22 protein-coding genes are annotated in these 20,343 nt (G+C 54.0%); 13 read left to right on the forward strand and 9 right to left on the reverse strand.

The window, feature by feature from the left end:
- The first annotated feature begins 374 nt into the window (after positions 1-374).
- Entirely contained in the window at positions 375-785 is a 411-nt protein-coding gene (locus B880_RS0114560) for a helix-turn-helix domain-containing protein (protein WP_157060562.1), read from the forward strand.
- 191 nt (positions 786-976) lie between these two features.
- Here the strand turns inward: B880_RS0114560 and mazF are convergent, their stop codons facing one another.
- The 3 genes from mazF to B880_RS25080 all read right to left on the reverse strand — a co-directional run bounded on the left by mazF (position 977) and on the right by B880_RS25080 (position 2,836).
- Positions 977-1,309 (reverse strand): endoribonuclease MazF, encoded by a 333-nt coding sequence (gene mazF / locus B880_RS0114565; RefSeq protein ID WP_192841085.1) that lies wholly within the window; start codon positions 1,307-1,309, stop codon positions 977-979.
- Complete coding sequence (locus B880_RS0114570; protein ID WP_026042667.1) at positions 1,303-1,554, reverse strand: AbrB/MazE/SpoVT family DNA-binding domain-containing protein; 252 nt, start codon at positions 1,552-1,554, stop codon at positions 1,303-1,305. The genes mazF and B880_RS0114570 overlap by 7 nt, the downstream gene beginning before the upstream one ends.
- 115 nt (positions 1,555-1,669) lie before the next feature.
- On the reverse strand, positions 1,670-2,836 hold the full coding sequence (locus B880_RS25080; protein ID WP_017348171.1) for an ROK family transcriptional regulator: 1,167 nt from the start codon (positions 2,834-2,836) through the stop codon (positions 1,670-1,672).
- Positions 2,837-2,999: 163 nt separating this feature from the next.
- Here B880_RS25080 and B880_RS0114580 point away from each other — a divergent pair, with 163 nt between their 5' ends.
- Genes B880_RS0114580 through B880_RS0114595 form a run of 4 tightly spaced genes read left to right on the forward strand, consistent with a single transcriptional unit; the run spans position 3,000 to position 6,465 of the window.
- Positions 3,000-3,872, forward strand: coding sequence for a sugar phosphate isomerase/epimerase family protein (locus B880_RS0114580; protein ID WP_202813422.1), 873 nt, complete (start codon positions 3,000-3,002; stop codon positions 3,870-3,872).
- A complete protein-coding gene (locus tag B880_RS0114585) occupies positions 3,869-4,510 on the forward strand; it encodes a nucleoside/nucleotide kinase family protein (RefSeq protein ID WP_017348173.1) in 642 nt (213 codons plus the stop codon). Before B880_RS0114580 ends, B880_RS0114585 begins: the two co-directional genes overlap by 4 nt.
- A gap of 33 nt (positions 4,511-4,543) precedes the next feature.
- Positions 4,544-6,244 (forward strand): sodium:solute symporter family protein, encoded by a 1,701-nt coding sequence (locus tag B880_RS0114590; protein WP_017348174.1) that lies wholly within the window; start codon positions 4,544-4,546, stop codon positions 6,242-6,244.
- Positions 6,241-6,465, forward strand: a complete 225-nt coding sequence (locus B880_RS0114595) for a hypothetical protein (RefSeq protein WP_017348175.1) — start codon at positions 6,241-6,243, stop codon at positions 6,463-6,465. Before B880_RS0114590 ends, B880_RS0114595 begins: the two co-directional genes overlap by 4 nt.
- 35 nt (positions 6,466-6,500) lie before the next feature.
- On the opposite strand, the gene B880_RS0114600 is transcribed toward B880_RS0114595, so the two are convergent.
- Both B880_RS0114600 and B880_RS0114605 read right to left on the reverse strand, forming a co-directional pair.
- A complete protein-coding gene (locus B880_RS0114600; protein ID WP_017348176.1) occupies positions 6,501-6,944 on the reverse strand; it encodes a MarR family winged helix-turn-helix transcriptional regulator in 444 nt (147 codons plus the stop codon).
- A gap of 106 nt (positions 6,945-7,050) precedes the next feature.
- Positions 7,051-8,544: a UbiD family decarboxylase gene (locus B880_RS0114605; protein ID WP_017348177.1), complete on the reverse strand. Its 1,494-nt coding sequence runs from the start codon at positions 8,542-8,544 to the stop codon at positions 7,051-7,053.
- A gap of 997 nt (positions 8,545-9,541) precedes the next feature.
- Here B880_RS0114605 and B880_RS0114610 point away from each other — a divergent pair.
- Genes B880_RS0114610 through B880_RS0114640 form a run of 7 tightly spaced genes read left to right on the forward strand, consistent with a single transcriptional unit; the run spans position 9,542 to position 15,641 of the window.
- Entirely contained in the window at positions 9,542-9,886 is a 345-nt protein-coding gene (locus tag B880_RS0114610) for a hypothetical protein (protein ID WP_017348178.1), read from the forward strand.
- 13 nt (positions 9,887-9,899) lie between these two features.
- Complete coding sequence (locus B880_RS0114615; protein WP_017348179.1) at positions 9,900-12,695, forward strand: FtsK/SpoIIIE domain-containing protein; 2,796 nt, start codon at positions 9,900-9,902, stop codon at positions 12,693-12,695.
- A complete protein-coding gene (locus B880_RS0114620) occupies positions 12,682-12,957 on the forward strand; it encodes a hypothetical protein (protein ID WP_017348180.1) in 276 nt (91 codons plus the stop codon). The genes B880_RS0114615 and B880_RS0114620 overlap by 14 nt, the downstream gene beginning before the upstream one ends.
- On the forward strand, positions 12,957-13,226 hold the full coding sequence (locus B880_RS0114625; RefSeq protein WP_017348181.1) for a hypothetical protein: 270 nt from the start codon (positions 12,957-12,959) through the stop codon (positions 13,224-13,226). Before B880_RS0114620 ends, B880_RS0114625 begins: the two co-directional genes overlap by 1 nt.
- Positions 13,227-13,230: 4 nt before the next feature.
- Positions 13,231-14,229 carry a hypothetical protein gene (locus B880_RS0114630; RefSeq protein ID WP_017348182.1) on the forward strand — a complete coding sequence of 333 codons (999 nt, stop codon included), beginning with the start codon at positions 13,231-13,233 and terminating at the stop codon, positions 14,227-14,229.
- Complete coding sequence (locus B880_RS0114635; RefSeq protein WP_017348183.1) at positions 14,229-14,663, forward strand: hypothetical protein; 435 nt, start codon at positions 14,229-14,231, stop codon at positions 14,661-14,663. The genes B880_RS0114630 and B880_RS0114635 overlap by 1 nt, the downstream gene beginning before the upstream one ends.
- A gap of 48 nt (positions 14,664-14,711) precedes the next feature.
- Positions 14,712-15,641 carry a hypothetical protein gene (locus B880_RS0114640; RefSeq protein ID WP_017348184.1) on the forward strand — a complete coding sequence of 310 codons (930 nt, stop codon included), beginning with the start codon at positions 14,712-14,714 and terminating at the stop codon, positions 15,639-15,641.
- Between the two features lie 70 nt (positions 15,642-15,711).
- Here B880_RS0114640 and B880_RS0114645 read toward each other — a convergent pair whose 3' ends face one another.
- Together B880_RS0114645 and B880_RS0114650 are read right to left on the reverse strand one after the other, a co-directional pair.
- On the reverse strand, positions 15,712-16,629 hold the full coding sequence (locus tag B880_RS0114645) for a Kdo hydroxylase family protein (protein ID WP_051005706.1): 918 nt from the start codon (positions 16,627-16,629) through the stop codon (positions 15,712-15,714).
- A 245-nt stretch (positions 16,630-16,874) separates the two neighbouring features.
- The gene (locus B880_RS0114650) at positions 16,875-17,570 is read right to left on the reverse strand and encodes a DJ-1/PfpI family protein (protein ID WP_026042669.1); all 696 of its coding nucleotides are present in this window, start codon (positions 17,568-17,570) and stop codon (positions 16,875-16,877) included.
- Positions 17,571-17,706: 136 nt separating this feature from the next.
- Here B880_RS0114650 and B880_RS0114655 point away from each other — a divergent pair, with 136 nt between their 5' ends.
- A complete protein-coding gene (locus B880_RS0114655) occupies positions 17,707-18,360 on the forward strand; it encodes a LysE family translocator (RefSeq protein ID WP_017348187.1) in 654 nt (217 codons plus the stop codon).
- A gap of 113 nt (positions 18,361-18,473) precedes the next feature.
- Here B880_RS0114655 and B880_RS0114660 read toward each other — a convergent pair whose 3' ends face one another.
- On the reverse strand, positions 18,474-19,196 hold the full coding sequence (locus tag B880_RS0114660; protein ID WP_017348188.1) for an alpha/beta fold hydrolase: 723 nt from the start codon (positions 19,194-19,196) through the stop codon (positions 18,474-18,476).
- A gap of 146 nt (positions 19,197-19,342) precedes the next feature.
- Entirely contained in the window at positions 19,343-20,281 is a 939-nt protein-coding gene (locus B880_RS0114665; RefSeq protein ID WP_017348189.1) for an AraC family transcriptional regulator N-terminal domain-containing protein, read from the reverse strand.
- Between the last annotated feature and the right edge of the window lie 62 nt (positions 20,282-20,343).

A 20,343-nucleotide genomic window follows, 5' to 3' on the forward strand; every position in this document is an offset into this window, starting at 1 on the left:
ACACAACCAAATCGCATTGCTCATAATAAACAATGTGTTAGTTAATGCTAAATCCGGTAAAGCGTTTACAACTGTACCTTGAAAGTATTAACAGAACACGGCGCTGAGCGCTATCTGAAATATCAGCCTTGCGGGAGAAGAGTAGGTTTTAACAACAAAATTAACATGTTATGCGTAACAAATTCACGACCACAGGATGGTCACTCACGCAATAGTGCCATTTTCAGTTTATTCAGTGAATACGGTTAAATTATTTGAATAAGTTGTGGGTATGTTCGGTGTTATTATTGAATCAGTTTATTAAGACACAAAATTATAACCTGTACACCATCGGCAACGTCACTGTTTCCCATATTTCAGGCCAGAGGTACAACGTGAAAATTAATCAAGCCAATGTTATGAACCAGGTCGTTGTTGATATGTTGACCTGGATTGATGATCACCTTGATGATGAGCTGAAAGCTTGCGTCGTGACAGAAAAAAGTGGTTATACCCGTTGGCACTTTCAACGGAAGTTTCGTCAGATCACCGGCATCTCACTGGCTGAGTATATTCGCTACAGACGCCTGCAAAATGCGGCGCATGCCCTGGCAGAAACTGACAGTAAAATCATGACCATAGCGCTGGATAACGGTTTCACCAGTCAGCAATCTTTAACGCGCCTGTTCCGCCGTTATCTGGGGTGTACGCCCACTGACGTCCGCCGTGATTACGCCGACCGGCCGGAGCACCTGGACCAGCTACTGCAACCGCTCCAGACCGCGTTACTGCCCATGGTCGCCTGATAAAACCGCCCTGACGAGTGTCACTTTCAGGGCGGTTTTAATATGTGATTAAAATAACCGCGTTTGGGTGGGCATACTCTGATCGTTATTTTAAATGATGTAGTCATTATCAGAACAATAATGACTTTAGCAATGGCATTGCTGGAAATGATTGTATTAAGAGAGCGATGCTGGAGAACGTTGGTCGGTTTTTACCCTACCAGTAGCCGGGCAATTTTTCTTACCGCTTCCAGTTCTGTCGGCATGACACTACACTTCTTCGCTGCTTCCTGAGCACGCCAGTCCAGGCTTTTTATCTGATCCGCTAACACAACAGTTCCAGCCTGGCTGGATAGGGTAACTTCGAACGGGTAGCCTTTAATTTTTGTCGTGAGTGGACAACAAATCAGCAGGCCAATTTTGTGATTGTACTCTTTCGGACTCAGCACTAAAGCAGGACGATGGCCTGCTTGCTCATGACCTGCCTGGGGATCAAAATGCATCCAGACGATATCTCCGGCATCCGGAATATAACCCATCACCAGGATTCCTTATCAGTTTCACGGGTAAAAACTTCCGAATGGATATTTTCAGGCGTCACTTTAGCCAGTAACGCCGCGAGAGTGGGGGCCTGCTCAACCGGTTCAATCATAAGGTGTGGCTTGTTTTCACTGTCGAATACCACTGTAATTTCAACCTCAGCATCCACATCAAGTGACATCGCGTGCATTAACTGGCTTGGGATTCGTACTGCTGGGCTATTGCCCCAACGTTTAATGGTCTGTCGCATTCTTGCACCCTACGTATCTACAAAGTTGATACAAGTATACGCAGCAACCTTTATCGTATCAACGATGTTGATACGAATCTGGAATCCGGCTTCCAGAATGGCGGTTATAGGCATCTCAACGCAGACAAACCGCATCTACCAACGCCGGTGACAGCAAGTAATCCGTCACCAGCGCAACGCCGCCGTACAACCCCGCATTTTCTCCTAATGGCCCCTGCTCAATGTGCAAAGCACGGGTAGAGAGTGCGCCAGAACGCAGATAGACCGTTTCACGCAGTGAGGCGAGCAGCGGTTCATTGAGCAACTCTCCACCCACAATCACGCGTGCAGGGTTGAGCAAATTGATCGCCATGGCCAGCGCTTCCCCTTGATGCACGCCAGCGGCCTGCAAGCGTTGGCGTAAGGCGGGCTGATCGGCGTGTAGCATCAGCATCCGCACTGACTCAACCTGCCACTCGTCGCATAATGCCCAGCCGGACGAGTAGGCCTCCAGGCAGCCTTGTTTACCACACCGACAGGTGCGCAAAGGTTGCTGGCTGCGCCAGTCTGGCAGGAACCAATGGCCGAGATCCCCCGCGGCACCCAATGCCCCACGCTGAATTTTGCCTGACATCACAATCCCACTGCCGATACCGGTACCGAGTTTGAGATACAGCAAGTCCTGCTCCGCCGGGTAGCTGAAGCGGTGTTCACCCAGCGCCATCAGGTTTACGTCGTTATCCATCAACACCGGTACGGGAAAATCCGCAGCGAAAAAGCCCGGCACCGAGAAATTGTCCCAACCCTGCATGATCGGCGGCTGAACAATGGCCTTATGAACAAAGTCGATAGGGCCGGGCAGACCGATACCGATACCGCGTAGGGCACTTTTCCCCTGTGGGGTGCGTTGCAACAGCTGCAAGAACAGCGTACGGATACGGGACAGGATGACATCCGGGCCAGCAGTAATGGCGCAGGTTTCACTGTGGACTTCCAGCATTCGACCACAAAAATCCGTGACGGCAACCCGAAACCCACTGGCTCCAACGGCAGCCAACAGCAGCAGGCCATAGTCGGGGTTGACCTGAAGCGCCTCAACGGGTCTCCCTCCGGTAGAAATGGTGGTGCTGATGACTTGCAGATAGCCGGCCTGAATCAGCCTGTCCAGGCGTTGGCCAATGGTGGATCGCGAAAGTCCGGTCACTGCCATCAGCGCGGCGCGCGTTGTGGCCTGACCCGAGCGCACCAGAGACAGAATGGCACCCGCGCCGGTTGAAGAGATGCTTAATGAATCAGATTGCATAGCCCTACCACTCCAGAGGTTGATGTGGCAAAAAATAGCGCTTCATCACATTTTTTTCCATTTCTTTTGCGTAAATTTTTGACAAAAGCATACTTATTGGTAGTTTTTACGCATAAGTCAGTTGTGTCGTCACCGCCGCCTGCGGTGTTAACAAATGGAGAAGATGATGAATCCTGTTGGTGTACATGCCCTGGTATGGGCTGGCGATCTCACGCCAAAATCAGTAGCGCGAATTGTAACGGAGAGCAAACGTGCGGGTTATGATTTTATTGAGCTTTCGCTCCATGACCTGACTGATTTCGATCAGGATGGCCTGCGCGAGTTACTGGTGGCGGAGAAAATGGGCGTGAGCTGTTCACGGGGTCTGGCCTTTGATGCGGATGTTTCTTCCGAAGATCCGGTCGTGGTTGCGCGCGGCGTGCAACTGCTGGAAGAGAGCCTGCAAGTGGCTTCACGTATTGGTGCGAAGTACCTGTGTGGTGGCCTCTACAGCGCCTTCGGCAAATATCAGCAGCCGGTCAGCGCACAGGGGCGACGTAACGTGGTGGACTCCCTGAAGCGGGTGGCCGATCGCGCGGCGCAGTACGACATCACGCTGGGGCTGGAGATCGTCAACCGCTATGAAAGTAACGTGGTCAACACCACGGAACAGGCACTGGAAATTCTTGAACAGGTCGGCTCGCCACAGCTGAAAGTGCACCTGGATATCTACCATATGAACATCGAAGAGGCGGACTTCTACAGCCCGGTGTTGGCGTGTGGCGATAAACTCGGTTATGTGCACATTGGTGAAAACCATCGTGGCTACCTGGGTTCAGGCCATCTCGACTTCCCGAGCTTCTTCCATGCACTGGCGCACATTAACTACCAGGGGCCGATTGCCTTTGAGAGCTTCTCATCTGCGGTGGTGTCACGCGGCCTGTCGGTCGATCTCTCAATCTGGCGCAATTTGTGGAGCGATGGCTTTGACCTGGCCAGCCATGCGCGTCGCTTCATTGACGGGCATCTGCAAGCCAGCAGGAAACAAGGCGCATGAGTGTCCATTCAGAGCAGGTCACTTTTGACCAACTGCTGGCAGATTGCCAGCAGCTACTGGCGCGAGGCGGACGTCAGATCCTCGGGATTGCCGGAGCACCGGGCAGCGGCAAGTCAACCCTCGCCCAGCGCCTGTGTGAGGCATTGTCGGGTCAGGCGGTTGTGGTCCCGATGGATGGTTTTCATCTGGCTAACCTTGAGCTGCAACGCCTAAACCGCGCCGGGCGCAAAGGCGCGCCCGATACCTTCGACAGCGCCGGTTATCAGGCCTTATTGCGTAGGCTGCGCCAGCCACTCAGTGACAGCCGGGTGTATGCGCCCGCTTTTCATCGTGAAATTGAAGAGCCGATTGCCGGTGAAATTGGTGTGGCGGGCGATATTCCGTTGGTCATTACCGAAGGCAACTATCTGCTGCTCAGCGATGAACCCTGGCAGGGCGTGCGCGCGCTGCTCGACAGTTGCTGGTTTCTCGATGTGGATGAAGAGCTGGAATTCCAGCGTCTACTCGCACGCCATATGCAGTTTGGGCGCAGCGAGCAGGCGGCAAGGGACTGGATTGCTCAAACGGATCTCCCTAACGCCCGTCGCATCATTGCCAGTCGCACTCGTGCCGATCGTTGCCTGACGCTGAACGACTGATCGCGCTTACTTCCTGCAAAAAAGGGGTTTTCTATGCAGGCTTCAACATCAGGAGAGGCGTTGCTGCATCTCTCGCTGCTCGACTACAGTTTTCCGCTGATCTATTTTGCGGTGATTATTGTGCTGGGGCTGTTAGTTAAGCGCGCCACGCGCACTGCCGGTGATTTTTTCCTCTCAGGGCGGAGTATGCCAGCCTGGATCTGTGGCCTGGCCTTTGTCTCCGCAAATATGGGGGCGCTGGAAATCCTCGGCAACGCCGCCAACGGTGCTGAGTATGGCGCATCGGCGATCCATTTCTTCTGGATTGGGGCGATACCGGCGATGATTTTCCTCGGTGTGGCGATGATGCCGTTTTATTACTCATCCCGCGTGCACAGCGTGCCGGAATATTTGCGCCGCCGCTTTAATCCGGCGACGCATTTACTCAATGCGTTGATTTTTGCCGTCTCGCAGATCCTGATTGCCGGGATTAACCTTTATGCGCTGGCGCTGATCGTACAACTGCTGCTGGGCTGGCCGCTGATGTTATCCATCTCGGTATCGGCATTCATTGTGCTGTTGTACATCGTGCTGGGTGGGCTGTCGGCGGCAATCTACGGTGAAGTCCTGCAATTCTTTGTCATTCTGTTTGGCCTGGCACCGATTGTGATCATCGGATTACATCACGTTGGCGGCTTCAGTGGCCTGGCACAGCATCTGCCCGCTGCGCATCTGAATACCTGGGAAAGCACTTCAGTTGGGCACTGGAGCAATCCACTCGGTGACTGGATCGGTATTGCAATGGGGGAAGGCTTCCTGCTGGCGTTTGGCTACTGGACCACTAACTTCGCCGAAATTCAGCGTGCCTTATCCGCCAAAAGCCTCAACGCAGCGCGTATGACGCCGGTGATTGGGGCGATGCCAAAACTGCTGCTGCCGCTGTTCACCGTATTACCGGGCATGATTGCGCTGGTACTGATCCCGGGACTGGGTAAATCTGGCGGGCCTGCCTTCAACAATGCGATCCCGGCGTTGATGCAGACGCTGTTGCCAAATGGTGTTCTGGGGCTGGCGGTGACGGCACTGATTGCCGGGTTCATGGCGGGTATGGCGGCTAACGTCAGTGGTTTTAATACCGTCTTCACATGGGATATCTGGAAGCCCTATTTGGCGAAAAACCGCAGCGATAGCTACTACCTGAATGTGGGACGTATCGCTACGGTGGTGGGGATTGTGGCCAGTGTGGGCACGGCATTTATCGCCGCATCCTACAACAATATCCAGAACTATATGCAGATGCTATTCTCCTTCTTTAACACCCCGTTGTTCACCATCTTCCTGATTGGGGTGAGCTGGTGGCGCACCTCACCCTGGGGGGCATTCTGTGGCATGTTGGCAGGCAGTATTGGTGCTGCGATTGCGCACTTTGCCGCGCCGCACATGGCCTGGTTCTATCAGGGCGGGATTATGGAGCCAGCACGCTTTAGTGCGCAAATGGCAAACTTCTACGGGGCGATTGCCGCCTTTATTTGTACCGCGGTCGTGACGTTAGTCATTACATTGTTCACTGCGCCGCGTCAGCGAGAAGAGTTGCGCGGGTTGATTTGGGGTCTGGCCGACCCGAACTCACCGGATGCCCATGAAGCGCAGATTGCCGTGCCCTGGTATCGTTCACCTGTGGTGATGGGAGGAGTGATACTGATTGCCGTGGTGGCGCTGACTTTATGGATTATGCACTGGAGGAGTCAATTATGAGTGGAGCTTCAGACGGCAGCCGTCGCTTATTTGACTTACGGACGCTAATTAGCTGGGTAATTGGGGTGTATGGGGTGATTTTGACCCTGGTGGGCTGGCTGGATACGCCGCAGGATCTGGAAAAAGCCCAGGGGATGCCGATTAATCTCTGGATTGGTATCGCGATGCTGGTGGTGGCAGCACTGTTCTGGTGGTGGAAACGAATACAGCCGCTGCATTAACGCGATGGCCCACGCCATCTGCGTGGGCAATCTCTTTACTGGTCGGAGAGTCGTTCTATTTTTTCTAGCGCGCCACTCAATACGGCCTGTTCCTCGGGTGTCAGTTCGACTTGCAGAGTGGCATCAAAAGCGCCCACCAGCTGGAAGGCCCGTTCAAAGATTTCATCGGCGCTGGATAATTTTCGCACCAGAAAAGCCCGTTTATCCAAGGCGTCGGGAATGCGTTCCACCCAGCCTCGCTGCACCAGCCGATCAACGGTTCTGCCTAATGCGGAGCGGTCAGTTTGCGAGTGCGCAATCAATACGCCCATGGGGATCGCCTCAGCAAAACTGTGCATGATGCGCAGCGCGCGCCACTCCGCCAGCGTAAGTCCAATCGATGCCAGTGCACCCGTGAGGTAGCGCTCGCGATTACGCGTGATGTTAGTGATAGAAAATATCGGGCTGAGCGGTAGCCCAGCCGCAGAAAATTTGGTCATGTTAGCGTCAAGTTACTCAGGAAATGTCCCTGATTTAAAAGGAAATAATACTAGTGCCTTTCGCCAGATGCGTCCAGCCCGGTCAGCCAAACCGGGCTTAAACGACTCAGCGGTTGAAGCCATACTCCTGCCAGCGGTCCAGCACCTGTTGTTGCAACGCGTCTGGATAGCTGTGGGCAAATGAAGCCGTTGACGCACGCATTTTGCCCTCAAACTGCTCAGGGTACAGGCAATTGATCACCATATTGCCGCCTTTACCCGCCGCGAGATCGGCAGCATTCAGATAGGGTACCAGGGGGAAGCCGGGTTTATCGGGGTAGGGGAAGTAATCGTGCTGCGGATGCGCACGGGTAGCCAAAGCCCATACCACTTCTTCAATCCTGGTGATATCAATATCGTCGCCGACCACGATCACTTTCGGCACCAGATAACCGGCGTGAGAGTCAAAATAGGCATGGGCAATCTGGTCCGCCAGCACTTTTGCGTTGGTACGCATCCCGGCCAGTTTTTGCGTGTTGATCGCCAGAACGGTCCAGCAGGAAGCCGCTTCATACGAACACCACGCCATTTCAACCGGTAACCCGGCTTGCTGAAGGTCTTCCAGCACCTGAGCGGCAATCATGGTTCCCCAGATAGTGTGATTTTCTTCAGCAGGCACGCCAGCCACACAGATCGGCAGAATAGGACGCTCGCGGAAGGTCACGGCGGTAACGTGAAACACGGGCTGTAGCTTACCGGTATCACGCTGATAACCATGGTATTCCCCCATCGGCCCTTCCATCACCGTCTCTTCAAGGCTGATTTCGCCCTCAATGACAATCTCTGCATTGGCAGGCACCCACAATGCGTTGGTTTCGGCCTGCACCACCTCCAGCGGCTCACCCAGCAGTGCGCCGATGTAATCGGGTTCACTGACAAACGCGGGCAACGGCATTCCGGCAACGGCAATCGCAGCGGGCGGTGCGCCAAGCACAAACGCCCAGGGGGTGGCTTTGCCTTGTTGCGTCCACATTTCGCGGATCATGCCAATATGTTGGGTCGGGAAGGTGGGGCCAGCAAGGGTTTTGCCATCCACCAGCATCAGCCTGCCAATACTCCAGCTATCCCAGTTGCCATCAGGAGATTGCACCACGTGGAAACCGTAGGTGCCGATATAACGCCCGCCATCCTGCTGGTGCAGCATGGGTACGGGTAGACGTGTTAAATCCACCTCATCACCCAGCCAGCGGTGCTGTTTGACCGGGCCGCCAGTCACCTGGCGCGGCTTGATTGGGGTGGCTTTCATCGCCTGACGTATGGCCTGCACCAGCTGTTGTGGGCGAGTTTCTGCGGGTAAACCAAAGTGCAGCGCCAGACGGCTGTACTCCACTGCGCTGTCGCGTAACATGCCTGCTGGCGCACCCAGAACACGGCTGCCAGGCAGTGCATCCTTTATCTGGTTAAATAACGGGGCAGACAGACGTTTTTCATACACCTGGCGGCAAATCGCCGCGATTTCCAGATCTGCATCCACTTCTACATTCACTTCGGTCAGGTCGTCACGTCGTTTGAGCTCCAGCAAAAAACAACGTAAGTCGAGCGCACTTTCCCTGAGACTCATAGCTTCTCCAGCTGGGTAGGGTTGGATTGAGGGTTACGGCGAGGGGGAAAGCATGAGGCAAGGTAGGGCGCTGCATCCGGCTCGTACACACTTCGTCGCACCGAAAAAAATACTGAGGCGGGGCTGGGCAGCAAACGGCCATCCGGCACCCGCTTCAGTGAGGGGGTATTATTGTTTCACGGTCAGGTGTGGTGCGGGCTTATCTGCCTGCTACCGCCCCAACGTCTTTATTAATAAATATCCCTGATGTTGGTAGATTCTAATAATGACGCCATTTAACTGTTTCAGCACTGAATTTTAATGAAAACCAACTATGTGCTTGTGCACGCACATTAATATCATTGTGGTTAATCGTCAATAAAACTGAACTATTTGCTTACAAAATGCGTAGTTGGTGTGCAGCGCAGAAGCCCTAAAGAGAGCGCAAATAAGCGATAACTGATTGAAAAGTCGCCAGCATGCTTTGGTCAAAGAAGGTGTAAAAAAAATGGGCGCGGCTGCATGCTGGGTGGCTCCGGGTAAGGATATTTCAATACTTCGATTTCTCCACAATGTCGTCGCCCAGATGGTCGCGCAGTCTCATCGGTAAATTTCGGCCATTTTAGTGGCGGGAGCTTATTGATATTCGCAGTCCTTGTTTTGACATGAGTGCATGAGGATGTCATCAGGGGTGATAGCCCTGATGTTAACTCAGTTTTCAGCTCTTTATATGCGCGTCTCCAGCCATCCGGTCGACCTGCCGGTTAAGAGATTCCTCAAAAGCCAAATAAGAATTATTCCTTGACGTTAGTTACTTCAGTTAGCAATATTTAACGGTTTTTTTACGCTATAAGGTAATTAGTGATCCTCTGGCCGGGCATCGTTGTGGGCTTCCAGAGGGCGTTACGGTTCTATAGTGGTATTACCCCGTCCGGCGGACCGGCGAAAAAGGCAAGTTTAACTTGCTGATTTAACGAATAACGGGATGCCGTTTCATTGCAGAACAGGGATTTTGACAATGCAGCAATCACAACTGGTTAACGAGTTCAGCAACTCATTTAAGGACGTGCTAGCGACACAGCAGCAGTACCAGCGCACCAAAGCTGCTGCCGATAAACTCGCAAATGATTTCAGTAAGTTCAGCACGACTAACCCGACAGAAGCGCAGCAACTCGACTTTGCTGAAGTGCAAAAGTCAGTGGCTACCCTTGGCCAGCTCGGCGAGCAGCTAAACCAGCAGCAAAGCCACTACCATCAGTTAACACAGCAGTTGGCACAGGCTGAAAAAGCCGAACGCCAGAAAAAAACCAAGCTGATCATCTGTGGCATCGTTGTGCTGTGGGTACTCTATCTTGTCTTCTGATTGGGAAAAGTCGATGAACTCAACATCCGGCTCCGCCGCGCTGCGTGCGGAACTTGCTAAAACTCGCCAGTCGATTGACGCACTGGAAGGGAATATCCGTAAACAGGTAGGCTTTTTGCAAAGCACCATCCCGCTGCTGAAACCGGATCTGGACCGGCAGTTTGCCACCGAAGAGGCGCGAGTCAGAGCGCTGTATGACCAGATACCGCTGCCGCTGTGCGCACCGTGGGCGAGTGAATTCTGGGATCTGTTCAAGGCAGACAACGACTCCACGCCGCTGGAGTACTACCTGTACGGCCAGGTGGCGATTCAGAAACCTGACGGGAAATACGCTTTCCGCGTGATCTACCAGCCGCTGCTGCGGGCGGAGGGTGCGGTGATCCTGCTCACTGACAACGAGAGCCTTGAGCGTTCACGCGCTTTGCAGCGTGATATCGTGTTGCGTACCGCCACGCTGCTGCCCGGTAGCTCCACCTTTACCTTATTTGACCCGAAAGGCCTCGGGGCGACCTTCCCGTTTGAGGCCAGCCTGCCACGCACGCGCAAGGCCGGGAATACCATCGGCGAAACCCTTAACACCATCACTCAGGATATCCAGCGTATTAACCAGCGCGTCGTCGGTGGCGCGGGGCGTTTCCTCGATCTGCCGAAAGAGAGCCGTTCCGGTGAATCTTTTGAGATCGTCGCCGTGGTTGACTTCCCGTCGGCCTACGAGCGAGAGCCGCGTGCGCTGGAGCTACTGACGCGCATCGGCGTTTCAGGCCCTCGTGCCGGTCGCCATCTGGTGCTGGAGTACAACACCTCATCCCCGCTGCCACGCGACTTCGATATGAAAGCGTTTGAGAATGCGGTGGTCATTGACTGTCGTGAAAAGAGTGGGCTGCTGATCCCAGACTTCGCCAGCCATGAACAGATTGAGAAACTGCTCGACCAGGCCGGTGCCAGCAACCGCCAGCAGAGCAGCAACAGCTTCAACGCGCTGGCCAGCGCAGAAGAGATGATGACTGCCAGTTCAGCCGAGCGCATTGAGACGCCGGTCGGTGAGCGTCTGAATATCCTGTTTGGTAAGCACCATGCCTCCGGTGAAGTGGCACATGGCGTGATCGCCGGTCAGGTCGGCTCCGGTAAATCGCACCTGCTGCACGTGATTATCTCTGGGCTGACCAGCCGCTACTCGCCAGAAGAGCTAAAGCTCTACCTGCTTGATGCCAAACATGGCGTCGAGTTCAAGCTCTACAAAGATTTGCCGCATGCGGAAGTGGTTTCGTTACGCACTCGCCCTGCGATCGCACGTAAGATTCTGGCTGACTTCCATGCCGAAATGAAGCGCCGTTACGAGCTGTTCAAAGATGAGAACGTGAATAATCTCGCGGCTTATCGTAGTAAAACCGGCAAGGTGTTACCGCGTATGTTGATGATCATCGACGAATATCAGCTGATATTCGAAGGCGATCCGCAGGCGGGAATGGACGAACTCGGGCCGATCCTGCGCATGGGGCGTGCGGCGGGGACTCACCTGCTGCTGTGTGCACAACGCTTTGATGTGGAAGGGATGCGTAGCAGCAACTTCAATGAGATCCACCTGCGTGCCTCGCTCTCACTGGCGCAGGATTATATCCAGACCATCTCTGCGTTTGGCGCTGAAGGTAAACGCCTGATCCGCGATCTCGCGGCCTCTGGTGAGTTGGTGATTAACGCGCAGTCTGGTCGTGATGGCGACAACCATCGTGGTGCCGTCGCACGCCTGGCACGACGCGATGACGGGCAAGGTGCTGACGAAAGCCAGCAAACGCTGGAAACGGTGATTGAGGGCATCGTCGCCCATGCAGGTCCGCAGGCACCACGGCCAATAATGCTGGACGGCACCATGGCCAGCACCCTGGCCGATAACGCCTTTGTGATGAAGTACCAACTTGCTCCGCCATCGGTGGAAGAGTTGCAGCGCATTGCCGCCACGCCGCTGCGCGATGGCGGCTTTGAAGAACGGATGTGGACGCCTTCTGGCAAGCCGATTGGTCTGTGGCTGGGGCGCAACTTTGATGTGCGCTCCCACGCGCTCTGCACCCTGCGTCGCGGCCGTGGCCAGAACCTGTTGATGGTCGGTGCCCGTACCGAACTGCGTGCGGCAATGCTGGCGAATATGATCATTGGCCTGCCTTCGACCGTAGCGCCGCAGGAGATTGACCTGACGGTGATCGACGCGCTGGACCCTTATCTGCCGGGTGGCGGCATTGTGCGTACCGCCGCAGAGTACCTGCAGGGGCTGGGTGCGAATGTGACCATCGCTGACGCGGAGGGCGCGGAAGCGGCGCTGACCGCGTTTGCTGACGCCGCCCATACCCGTCAGGGGCTGTTGGTTGTCTGTGAGCCTGACCGTATTAACGCGCTGGTTGACGGTTATGACCCTTATGGTGCGCCGGAAAGTGGTCTGTGGGCTACGTGGCGTGACCTGCTCCGTCGCGGCAGTGACCGGTCGCGCCATGTGATCGTCTCCGCCGAGTCGGTTCCCGCGCTGCAAAGCTTTATGAACCCTTCTCGCGACGGCCGTGACTTTATCCACCGCGTGGTACAGCAGCTCAGCGCCGATGACTCCATGACGCTGTTCGCCTCACTGGCTGCCACGCAGATTGAAGAGATGACCGAGCACCCGCTGGCGGCGATGTACGTTGACCTGGTGAAGGGCGACCGCGCGCGTAACCTGTTCAGCAGTTATGCCTTCGATCACGACATCGGCCGTGAGCAGACCCGCGAGCTGCTGCAACAGATGCTGGATCGCACATTCACCGGAGTCTCTTTTGTCACTGAATGAAAGCTATCCGCTCATGAGAAACCTCCAGCGTGAGCTGGAGGCATTCCACCAGGCGCTGAGCGGTCAGCAGAAGAGCCTGCAGGAGGGCTTTACCCTGCTGCGCGACCTGTGGTGCGATGAACAGCATCAGGCTACCGCCGTGCTTCTTGAAGAGTGCATGGCTGAAAATGATGCCTATCTGAAAACTGACGCTCCTGAGCTGGATGAACATCTGGCCGTCAAGCTGCGGCAGATTGCCAGCTATCTGCGGGGACAAGTTTGATGAGCGCACTACAGATCGAACAGCTGCGCAGCTATCGTGACGACATCGCCCGCCGCCTGCAAGATGTTGAGCTCCGCCATGAAAATCTGGTTGCCGCCTGGCATCGACTGCGCCAGGCCTATCAGGGGGAGAGCGCTGAGGCGTTTCACCAGCAGTTTCAACGTGCCAGTCGGCGCGCTGAACAGCAGGCGCAGCGCCTGCATCTTATTCTGCCGCGGCTGGACGCCATCCTTGAACAACTGACAGCACAATCTCAATCAGAGGGTTAACGGAATGACACAAACCCCGCGTGAAGCCCAGTTTCTTATCGACCAGATCGAGCAGGAGCTGATGGACTGGAGCCGCAACTTTAACGTGGTGCAGCAGGAGAACAAGGGCCACTTCCACCGCGCAGACAACGTGGTGGCCGATTTTAAAGAGGGCGTTGCGCTGGTCTCCAGTCAGATCGACGATGCTACCCAGCATCTGAACGACGTGCAGGAAAAAAGCCACGCGGTGCGTGAGCTGGCTAACAGCACTGAAGAACGTGCAGCGCAGACCCACCGCCATGCGGCCAGCGTCTATCAGCGCTGCCAGCGTGCCAGCGCTGAGTGGCGAGCGGCGCTTGACCGCGCGGTGCAGCTGGTTGCGCAGTGCCGTACTGCCCAGGCGCACGCTGAGGGGCAGGTGACCACGGCACAGTTGCACTACAGCAATGCTGAAGATGCGCTGACTTACGCCCGCAGTGCCTATAACCGCTGTACGAGTTCGTACACGACCGATTCGAAAGGGCAACGGGTGGAGCCCAACTGCAATTCGGAAGCCTCACGGGTCAACAACGCGATGCGTGAGGTTGAGAGCGCCCAGCAGCGACTTAATCACTGTAAGGCACTGTTGCAGGATGCCATCGCCAGGTTGAACGACGCGCTTCATCGCCACCGTAGTTGCGAAGAGGGGGTGAATAAAACCGAACAGGCGCTGCATTATGCTGACCAGGCGCGCGATCGTGCCAGTCAGGCCAGCCACAGCGCGCGCGAAGCGTTACAGTGGTCAGATGAAGCCTGGCAGCAAGCACAGCACGGCAGCAGACTGGCAGAGCAGATGAGCGAACAGCATCAGACCGCCAGCCAGCACACCACGCAGGCGGAGGATGAAGTCGCCGATGCACTGCAGGGGCACTACGCTTTTGAGGGCGCGTTGGAGGAGTATCAGAGCCGCCAGTGGCGCGCCCGTGAAGAACTGGGTGATGCGTTTGAAGCGCTGCGCCAAATCAACAGCACAGGGGGCCTGTAATGGACGCATCCCTGCAGATCCAGTCGATCTATAACCTGGTGGAGGAACATACCATGCTGTTCTCTCATCAGGTTAATCAGTACCACGATGAGTCCAGAGAGTTGCTGCGCCGCTGGAGTGACAGCCGTTCGCTGGAGTTTCAGAAAGCGCATCAGCCGGGTCTCAATGAGATATCCTGGGAGGCGGTGGAAATTCTCAAGCGTGCCCGCCTGAACTTGCATGCGGCGCAGCAGGCGATCGGTAATGGTGAGGATCATCTGCATCAGGCGCGATCGACGATGAGCGCACTGGAAGAGGTGACCACTGAATCGCTGATGCTGCAACAGCGTGCCAGCGACTACGCCGAACGTGCCGCAATGGCGATGCAGAACGCTGAATACAGCGCCAGTGATGCTGAACATCTGATTGGTTCGCTGGGTACGCCGCCCGTTTAAGGCGGCTTCATTCTCTTCCCACGGATTTATTCCCATAAAGGACTACTCATGACTTTCTCTCCGCTCGACGATCAGCTGACGCAACCCGCTGTTCGCCGACCCTGGACGGCGTTTTCGCTTAACCTGGTGCTCATGTTGGTGACACTGCTGTGGCTGGCTTTTGCGCTCACCGCGTTGTACGACGCCCGTGAGATCCACTTTTTCCGCAACACGCCGCTGATATTTTGGCTAATGGCCTCCAGCGGCACGCTGCTTCTGCTGGTCACGCTGGTCCTTGAGCCTCTGCTGAAACGCATTAAGGCACACGGGCTGGCGATTATCCTGCTGGCACTCACGCTGATTGCGGGCACGACCTGGGCTTCCAAGGTCTGGGTACTGCATTTTATCTCCGATCGTGTGGCGGAAATGCCTACTACGCAGAAGAGCACTGTGTTCGGTGTTAATAAGTTGCTGGCTAACAAGTCCCTACCCGAACTGGCCGCTGTCTTTGGCGTTAAGGACCAGGCTGTGCCGGACGGCGAACTGCTGGCTTTACGCAGCCTGCAACTGGCCAGCGGTGTGACCACTCCGTTGAAGGCGCGGCCGCTGAAGTGGGATCGGGAAACCGAGCGCCAGGTGATGGGGCTGATCTACAGCAGTGGACTGACGGTTGCCTTGGGTAGCGTGTTGATCCTGCTTAATGCGCTGAGCCTGATCCTGCTTGCCGGACGGCTGATTGCCACACTGCTGCCGCAACAGGAGCGACGGGTGCGGCTGGCTTCACTGGGTATTACGTTAATAGTAGGTCTGGGGCTTTACAGCAGCCTGATGGCGCAGCAAAGCGCGCTGATCGCCAGCGCGCATTATCAGACGTTTGCGACCTCTCTGGCACAGGTGCAGGGTGAGGGTGCGGTGCGGCTGGCAACCTTTGCCATTCACGCTCAGGGGCAGTTGCTGCCGTTGGCAGAGAGGATGGAAGAACAGCTGAATCAGCGTTAAAGCTATTATCCCCCTGGTGGTTTACAGCCAGGGGGATCTCACGTCTGCTTGCCGGAGAAAGGCGAGCCTTTTAAATTAAAGTCTTATTCATTAATGACTCAAGGATTTTCAGCGGTGCGTGCTGAGGGTCTTTCATGGCGTCTACGGGCAACAGAAACGTTTGTTCCAGCATAAATTGCCCGCCCATAGCGGCATGCGGGGTGCCATCTGAGAAACAGGCCCAGCTGCTGCCGGGTGGGAATTCGATGGCAATCTGGGGACCGTTTTTCTGATAATCAGCGTCTGCTTTCATGGCATCGTGCAGCTGGAGCATTAAGTGGTCGTAATGGCTTCGGAGGCTTTTGGTGATGCCAACGCTATTTTGCAGTTTGCTGAGAAACGGAGAGTAGCTTTTCAGGCGTGGTAAAAATTTTTGTGCCAGCGTCGGAAATGTTTCTCCCACTCGCCACGAACGATTCTCTGTGCCTGGATTAATATTGGTGAAGATACGCAAAATACGTTCGCCATAATTAGGGCGTGAAGGGAACGCATCAACATGCAAGCGGCGATCATCTTTCCGCCATGACGTGTTATTTGTCCATTGCGCTACCGGATGCAATCGCAGGCTGTTCGTCGGGGTGTGCAGTGTCTGCTGATACTCGGGAAAAATTGCCGCAATCAATTGCAGGCACGCATGATAATGCCGCTCCAGGAGTGCAGCAATAGCCGGTTCGTGCTCTTTGGTGGCTACCCCTGCAATTCTCTTTTTCAGTGGTTGATAACTGATATTTTTACGTTTTGGATCAACGATTGCAGGGTCAAGTAACTGTAACTCTTCACGGGTCAGTGAAAAATTGAGGTTAGGTAAGAAGATGACTTTTCCTGTCTCAAGGGCATTAACTGCCGACATCGGAAGATCAGGACTACCGCTCCAGTTCGCAAGAGGTAGCGACAAAACAGTATTATTATAAAAGTTTTCAGTACTGGGCACGTTTATATCCTCGCTCATTCATAGCACATAACTTAAGGTATTTTTCAAACGTGTTTTTAAATTTAAGTGCTATTATTTCCAGCCCAAATGAACAGATACCTCCTCAATGAATCATGTTCATCTATCGTTTAAGAAGCGCTGTAGAGCTCACGGCCAGAAGCAGCGCGTTGCTCAGGAAGGAGAGGTGAACCAGGGTCATGCCTGCTAAGTGAAAAAGCAGGCATTGAATATTGAAAAGGCAGTTTTACTCTTTCTCAATGCACTTATTTCTTAAGCCGGGCAGCGGCTTTTAGAGTAGCCAGTCGCCGCTTCTCAATAAATGGTGCAACCTGTTCTTGCGCTTTTCTTAGCTGCTCTGCAGGTGCTGTACGTGGAGAGCCGCAGTTAAAGGGTGGTGCGGGGTCATATTCCATATGTAGTTGAATATTCTGCGCTATATCACTGCCATACATTTCGGACACCACGTTAAGCGCAAAATCGATACCTGAAGTTACACCTGCACCTGTTATACGGTTGCGGTCACGCACTACGCGCTCATTCACTGGTTCTGCACCTAATAATGCGAGCTGTTCCAGAGAGGCCCAGTGCGTCGTTGCCCTGTATCCTTCAAGCAATCCGGCGGCACCCAGCACCAGCGATCCTGTGCATACTGAAGTCACCAGCTTTGCTTGTTCACTCTGAATACGGATAAACGAAAGCACCTCTTCGTCTTCCATCAGGTCTATCTGGCCGGGGCCACCAGGGACACAAATGACATCCAGTTTTGGGCATGCCTCGAATGTCGTTGTTGGCTGTATCGCCATACCTCGATCAGAAATGACCCGGTCGAGATTTTTCCAGATGAGATGAACGTTAGTGTTTGGCGCTCGTGCGAAAACCTCATACGGACCCGTGAGATCAAGTTGAGTTAGCGCCGGGAAAAGGAGTAGCCCAATAGACGTACTGGTAGAATCGCTCATGATGTCCCTCTTAGCGTAAAGCCATATCATGACGTTTACTTCAGCAAAGGCAACCCTATGCTGATAACAGGTTCCGCTTTCGGCTTTGCCAGCACTAAGGTAACGTAGCAAAAAATCGTGTTCGGACACTTTGACCATGCCTTCTGCTGAAACCTTTATCACTTTTCTGTTCGCGCTGACGCTACTGGAGATTTCTCCGGGGCCAGACATGATGTTGACCATTGCCAGAGGTGTGGGTCAGGGCAGACGTGTTGCGTTGCTCACAGTGCTGGGCAATGTCTTTATTGCCGGGTTTGTGCAGGTCTCTTTTTTGGTGCTAGGGTTGGTGACGGTGGTGCACGCTTGGCCGCTTGCATTGGATCTGTTGAGATGGGTGGGGGCAGGTTATCTGATATGGCTGGGCATCAAAATGCTTGCCACCTCAGGCACCGATACCCGGTTGCAAAAAACCGCCAAAATTTCTGACTGGGATGCGGTTAAACAAGGTGCGCTGAACAGCCTGACCAATCCAAAATCCTTACTGTTCATGTTTGCCTTTCTTCCCCAGTTCGTCGAGCCTGCCGCCGGTCCGGTTTGGCTGCAACTGCTTGTGCTGGGCAGTATCCAGAAGCTGGCGGGCATTTTGTCTTTAGGTTCCGTCGCCATGGCATCAGGCTCATTTGGTAACTGGTTGAGCCAACACCCCGGTTTTCTCAAATGGCAGGAACGCTTCACCGGTGTGGTGATGCTTGGGCTGGGTATTCGTATGTTGTTCGGTGGCGCTGGCGTCGTATCGAAGCCTGGAGAATAAGCCTCGATATCGAAGTGAGCTAGTGTTCAATTCTCGCCGGTGGTTTAGTGAATCAGGGTATGTAATGAAAACAGGATCAGTAGGACACCTCCGGCAATATTGACATATTTTCTTTAAACCACACTCTGATCTCTAATAAACCTCAAAATCCTGCCAATCGTTGAGCCATCAGGTGTATTGACTTCACTCAAATGATCACCCTGGCCTGAAATCAATGGAATGGCATGTTTTTCTGCTAATTCTGCCATCGGCGCATAATAAGGATCGCGAGTGCCTGCCCAAACTAAGGCGGGGATACCCTGCATCAATAATTTATCATCACCTTTTGTCTGCTTTTTGAGTTCATTGAAAAAGTATTCGACACTTTTTTCATCGGCAGGTGACATGGAGTGAGTGAGCTCTGGTGCTATTTCTCGGGCATAAGCCATAAAAATCTCGAAGCTCAGTGATGCTGGCATCCCCTGAATGCAATCCCATCCGCCTAAAATAACGGATTCTACTCTTTCTGGATAAAGCGCTAACAGCCCAGTTGCCAACCAGGCACCTGCGGAATAGCCGATGATATGTGCCTTTTCATAACCCAATTCATCCATGAGGTTGACGATGGCTAATGCCTGATTATCTCGGGTATACCATTCCTGAATTGCGGGTTTATCACTCTCTCCGTGGCCAATAAGATCCGGACAAACAACGGTAAAGAAGGGGCTAAACGCGGAAATAAAGCCATTCTCTTGCCAGGATTTTCCCTCCATCAAAAGGCCGTGGAGCATAATGACCAAAGGGCCTTTTCCGGCTGAACAATAAGCGAGTTGAGGTACTTCTGACGTCCGGTTCATCTCTCTTCCTTACTTACATTCCTTATGTGGATGAAAAGTATACATACCACAAGGCATAAGGTCCAAGTTTAGGCGGTTTATCTGAAACAGGCACCACCGAGGTAAACTGCCTTTTCAACCTGATCATTTCGACGTGAGATCAAATTTCAATGCGAAGAAACAAACGCCGAAGCCAACTGCGCTGGCGGTACGGCAAAATTGCGCTGCATACGTTTGATCTCTTCCGCTGGGGGGAGGCCAAACAGGCGTTTGAACTCTCGATTAAACTGCGAAGCGCTCTGGTAGCCGACTGCATAACAGGCGGCAGAGGCAGTGATCTCGTGACGGACCATTAACATACGCGCCTGATGCAAACGGACTGATTTCAGGTATTGCATCGGCGACTGGTGGGTGATGCTCTTAAAATGGGTGTGAAACGTGGGGACGCTCATGCCGGCCACTGCGGCGAGTTGGCTCAGCGTCAGCGGTTGCACATAGTTTGCGTGCATATAGCTCAGCGTCCTGCCCACTTTGCCAAAGTGCCCCTGTAAATTCAGAGCGGCCCGCAATGCGCTGCCCTGTGGGCCAGTCAAAACGCGATAATAAATTTCACGCACCAATGATTGCCCAAGGATGGCCGCATCCAGCGGAAGATTCAGGACGTTAAGAAAGCGCAGAATCACCTGCCGGAACGCCTCATCCATCAGGCTCGACATCATGCTTTGGGCCGCTTTGGTTTCATACGGGATCTCTTGCTGATCTAACTGCAACAGCAACGCCGTCGCAAGGTTGAAATCCAGATGCATATAGATGGCCAGCAACGGATGCTCCGCCGAGGCTGCGGTTTCCATGCTAAAAGGCACTGGCACGGACACCGCCAGATAGTGCTGTTCATCATAAAGATAAACCCGATCGCCAAAAAACCCCTGCTTCGAACCCTGACAAACGATCACAATGCCAGGGTCATACAGCACGGGTGTGCGGGCCAGCGGGCGATCGGAGCGCAGGATACGCACATCAGAGAGGGCCGTGAGAGTGTAACCCTCCTGCGGGGCTAGCTTTTTAAGCAGATTCACCATCTGCTGTTGTGAGTCTTCAGGCATCATCAAACAGCGCCTTCATAAGATTGGGCAATCAATTCATCAGAAAAGGCCTTATAGCATACCCA

Origin of the sequence: Pantoea sp. A4 (assembly GCF_000295955.2) — a bacterium.
Taxonomy (GTDB): Bacteria; Pseudomonadota; Gammaproteobacteria; order Enterobacterales; family Enterobacteriaceae; genus Pantoea; species Pantoea multigeneris.